Origin of the sequence: Acidisoma silvae (assembly GCF_020618775.1) — a bacterium.
Taxonomy (GTDB): Bacteria; Pseudomonadota; Alphaproteobacteria; order Acetobacterales; family Acetobacteraceae; genus Acidisoma; species Acidisoma silvae.
The window spans coordinates 1-4,092 of the sequence record NZ_JAESVB010000052.1 but is presented as its reverse complement, the minus strand read 5'-3'; the positions used below and the strand labels follow the sequence as shown (position 1 = coordinate 4,092).

Genomic DNA, 4,092 nt, shown 5'->3' with positions numbered 1-4,092 from the left:
CCCGTGTTGCCAGTGGACCCGGTCGCGCCGGTGTCGCCTGTGTTGCCTGTCGGACCTGTGTTGCCTGTCGATCCGGTTGCGCCCGTTGCTCCGGTGGAGCCAGTCGCACCTGTATCGCCAGTGGATCCGGTTGCGCCCGTGTTGCCGGCTGAGCCTGTTTGCCCGGTCACACCCGTTGCGCCTGTGTTGCCTGTCGGTCCGGTGACGCCCGTTGCGCCGGTGCTGCCAGTTGAACCAGTGCCACCGGTGGAGCCAGTTGCACCCGTGCCGCCTGTGCCACCAGTTTGACCAGTCGCGCCTGTATCGCCTGTGTTGCCAGTCGAACCTGTGTTGCCTGTCGATCCGGTTGCTCCCGTGGCGCCCGTCTGACCGGTGGACCCGGTTGCACCCGTGCTGCCCGTCTGACCAGTGCTGCCCGTCGAACCCGTTTCGCCGGACGCACCCGTGCCACCCGTGTTGCCCGTCGATCCGGTTGCGCCCGTTGCCCCAGTCAATCCTGTGGCGCCAGTCTGACCCGTCGCGCCCGTGCCACCAGTTTGACCAGTCACGCCGGTTTGGCCAGTGCTGCCAGTCGAACCTGTGGCGCCAGTCGCGCCGGTTTGGCCGGTGGAGCCAGTCGCGCCAGTGGAACCAGTGCCACCTGTTTGACCAGTGCCGCCTGTTGCCCCAGTCACGCCCGTCGATCCGGTCGCACCCGTGTTGCCGGTTTGGCCCGTGCTGCCAGTTGAGCCGGTCGCGCCCGTTGCCCCAGTCAATCCTGTGGCGCCGGTGTTCCCCGTTGAACCTGTTGAGCCAGTTTGACCAGTCACGCCAGTCGATCCGGTTGCCCCGGTGTTGCCGGTGGCGCCAGTCTGACCCGTTGCCCCGGTGTCACCGGTCGACCCAGTCGCACCCGTGCTGCCTGTGCTCCCGGTCTGACCAGTGCTACCGGTCGTCCCAGTGCTGCCTGTCGATCCGGTTGCACCCGTGTTGCCGGTTGAGCCTGTTTGCCCGGTCACACCCGTAGCGCCTGTGTTTCCAGTGGAGCCAGTCGCGCCTGTATCGCCAGTGGATCCGGTCGCGCCAGTTACCCCCGTCGAACCCGTGCCACCGGTTGAGCCAGTCGCGCCAGTGGAACCAGTGCCGCCTGTTACCCCAGTCACGCCAGTTGATCCGGTCACACCCGTTGCGCCTGTGTCCCCGGTGTTGCCAGTCACGCCGGTAGCTCCGGTTTGGCCGGTGGAGCCAGTCGCGCCCGTAACGCCGGTGGAACCAGTGCCACCTGTTTGACCAGTGACGCCTGTTGCTCCAGTCACGCCCGTCGATCCGGTCGCACCCGTGTTGCCGGTTTGGCCCGTGCTGCCCGTCGATCCGGTTGCGCCCGTTGCCCCAGTCAATCCTGTGGCGCCGGTGTTCCCCGCTGAACCTGTTGAGCCAGTTTGACCAGTCACGCCAGTCGATCCGGTTGCGCCGGTGTTACCGGTTTGGCCTGTGCTGCCAGTTGAGCCAGTGCTACCCGTCGCGCCCGTCTGACCGGTCGCACCTGTGTCACCGGTGTTGCCAGTCGAGCCCGTTTGACCAGTCGAACCTGTGGCGCCGGTGGATCCGGTTACCCCTGTGCCACCCGTCGCGCCCGTGCCACCTGTTTGACCAATGCTACCCGTTGCTCCCGTGTTGCCTGTGGCTCCAGTCTGACCCGTTGCCCCTGTGCCACCAGTTTGACCAGTGACGCCTGTTGCCCCAGTCACGCCGGTGTCACCAGTAGAGCCAGTGCCACCAGTCGATCCGGTTGCTCCCGTGGCGCCCGTCTGACCGGTGGAGCCGGTTGCCCCTGTGCCACCGGTCTGACCGGTCACACCCGTAGCGCCTGTGTTTCCGGTGGAGCCAGTTGCGCCTGTATCGCCAGTGGACCCGGTCGCACCCGTGCCGCCAGTTGAACCAGTGCCACCGGTTGAGCCAGTCGCGCCAGTGGAACCAGTGCCGCCCGTCGAACCCGTGTTGCCGGTCGCACCTGTGCCACCCGTGTTGCCCGTCGATCCGGTTGCGCCCGTGTTGCCGGTTGAGCCTGTTTGCCCGGTCACACCCGTTGCGCCTGTGTTACCGGTGGAGCCTGTCGCGCCGGTGCCACCTGTTTGACCAGTCGCGCCGGTATCGCCTGTGTTGCCAGTCGAACCTGTGTTGCCAGTCGATCCGGTTGCGCCGGTGTTGCCGGTGGCGCCACTCTGACCCGTTGCCCCTGTGCCACCGGTCTGACCGGTCACACCAGTGGAACCCGTCGCGCCCGTGCCGCCTGTTTGACCGGTCACGCCGGTTTGACCAGTGCTGCCCGTCGAACCTGTGCCGCCGGTGTTCCCCGTTGAACCTGTCGAGCCAGTTTGACCAGTCACGCCAGTCGATCCGGTTGCGCCGGTGTTACCGGTTTGGCCCGTGCTGCCAGTTGAGCCAGTGCTACCCGTCGCGCCGGTCTGACCGGTCGCACCTGTGTCACCGGTGTTGCCAGTCGAGCCGGTTGCGCCGGTGTTGCCGGTGGCGCCAGTCTGACCCGTTGCCCCTGTGCCACCGGTCTGACCGGTCACACCAGTGGAACCCGTTGCGCCCGTGCCACCAGTTTGACCAGTCACGCCGGTTTGACCAGTGCTGCCAGTCAAACCTGTGGCTCCGGTGGAGCCAGTCGCGCCCGTAACGCCGGTGGAACCAGTGCCACCTGTTTGACCAGTGACGCCTGTTGCTCCGGTCACGCCCGTCGATCCGGTCGCACCCGTTGCCCCAGTCAATCCTGTGGCGCCGGTGTTCCCCGTTGAACCTGTCGAGCCAGTTTGACCAGTCACGCCAGTCGATCCGGTTGCCCCTGTGTCGCCAGTCGATCCCGTGCCACCGGTTTGACCGGTCACACCAGTTGCGCCTGTATCGCCAGTGGACCCAGTCGCGCCTGTGGCACCCGTACCACCGGTCTCGCCCGTTGCGCCGGTTTGCCCAGTGCTACCCGTCGAGCCCGTGCCGCCCGTCGATCCGGTGGAGCCAGTCGCACCCGTTCCGCCAGTGCCGCCCGTCTGACCGGTAGCTCCACTATCGCCAGTCGCGCCTGTATAGCCAGTGGGTCCGGTCGCGCCCGTTGCCCCAGTCAATCCTGTGGCGCCGGTGTTCCCCGTTGAACCTGTCGAGCCAGTTTGACCAGTCACGCCAGTCGATCCGGTTGTCCCGGTGTCGCCGGTCGCGCCCGTTGCCCCAGTCAATCCTGTGGCGCCGGTGTTCCCCGTTGAACCTGTCGAGCCAGTTTGACCAGTCACGCCAGTCGATCCGGTTGCCCCGGTGTCGCCGGTCGCGCCAGTTACCCCCGTCGAACCCGTGTTGCCAGTGGACCCGGTCGCGCCGGTGTCGCCTGTGTTGCCTGTCGGACCTGTGTTGCCTGTCGATCCGGTTGCGCCCGTTGCTCCGGTGGAGCCAGTCGCACCTGTATCGCCAGTGGACCCGGTTGCGCCCGTGTTGCCGGTTGAGCCTGTTTGCCCGGTCACACCCGTTGCGCCTGTGTTACCGGTGGAGCCTGTCGCGCCGGTGCCACCTGTTTGACCAGTCGCGCCTGTATCGCCTGTGTTGCCAGTCAAACCTGTGTTGCCTGTCGATCCGGTGCCACCTGTTGCCCCAGTTACGCCCGTCGATCCGGTCGCGCCCGTGTTGCCGGTTTGGCCCGTGCTGCCAGTTGAGCCGGTCGCGCCCGTTGCCCCAGTCAATCCTGTGGCGCCGGTGTTCCCCGTCGAACCGGTGTTGCCAGTGGACCCCGTCGCACCGGTGTCGCCTGTGTTGCCTGTGTTGCCTGTCGATCCGGTTGCGCCAGTGTTGCCGGTGGCGCCAGTCTGACCCGTTGCCCCTGTGCCACCGGTCTGACCGGTCACACCAGTGGAACCCGTCGCGCCCGTGCCACCAGTTTGACCAGTCGCGCCGGTTTGGCCAGTGCTGCCAGTCGAACCTGTGGCCCCGGTGGAGCCAGTCGCGCCAGTAACGCCGGTGGAACCAGTGCCACCTGTTTGACCAGTGACGCCTGTTGCCCCTGTCACGCCCGTCGATCCGGTCGCCCCTGTGCCACCGGTCTGACCAGTCACACCAGTTACGCCAGTG

At 66.8% G+C, this 4,092-nt stretch carries 1 protein-coding gene; it reads right to left on the bottom strand.

Annotated elements, in window-relative coordinates; translation table 11 throughout:
* Positions 1 to 4,076: beta strand repeat-containing protein (locus ASILVAE211_RS26245; RefSeq protein ID WP_264479118.1), on the bottom strand; the 4,076-nt coding region annotated here is incomplete at its 3' end.
* Positions 4,077 to 4,092: the final 16 nt, after the last annotated feature.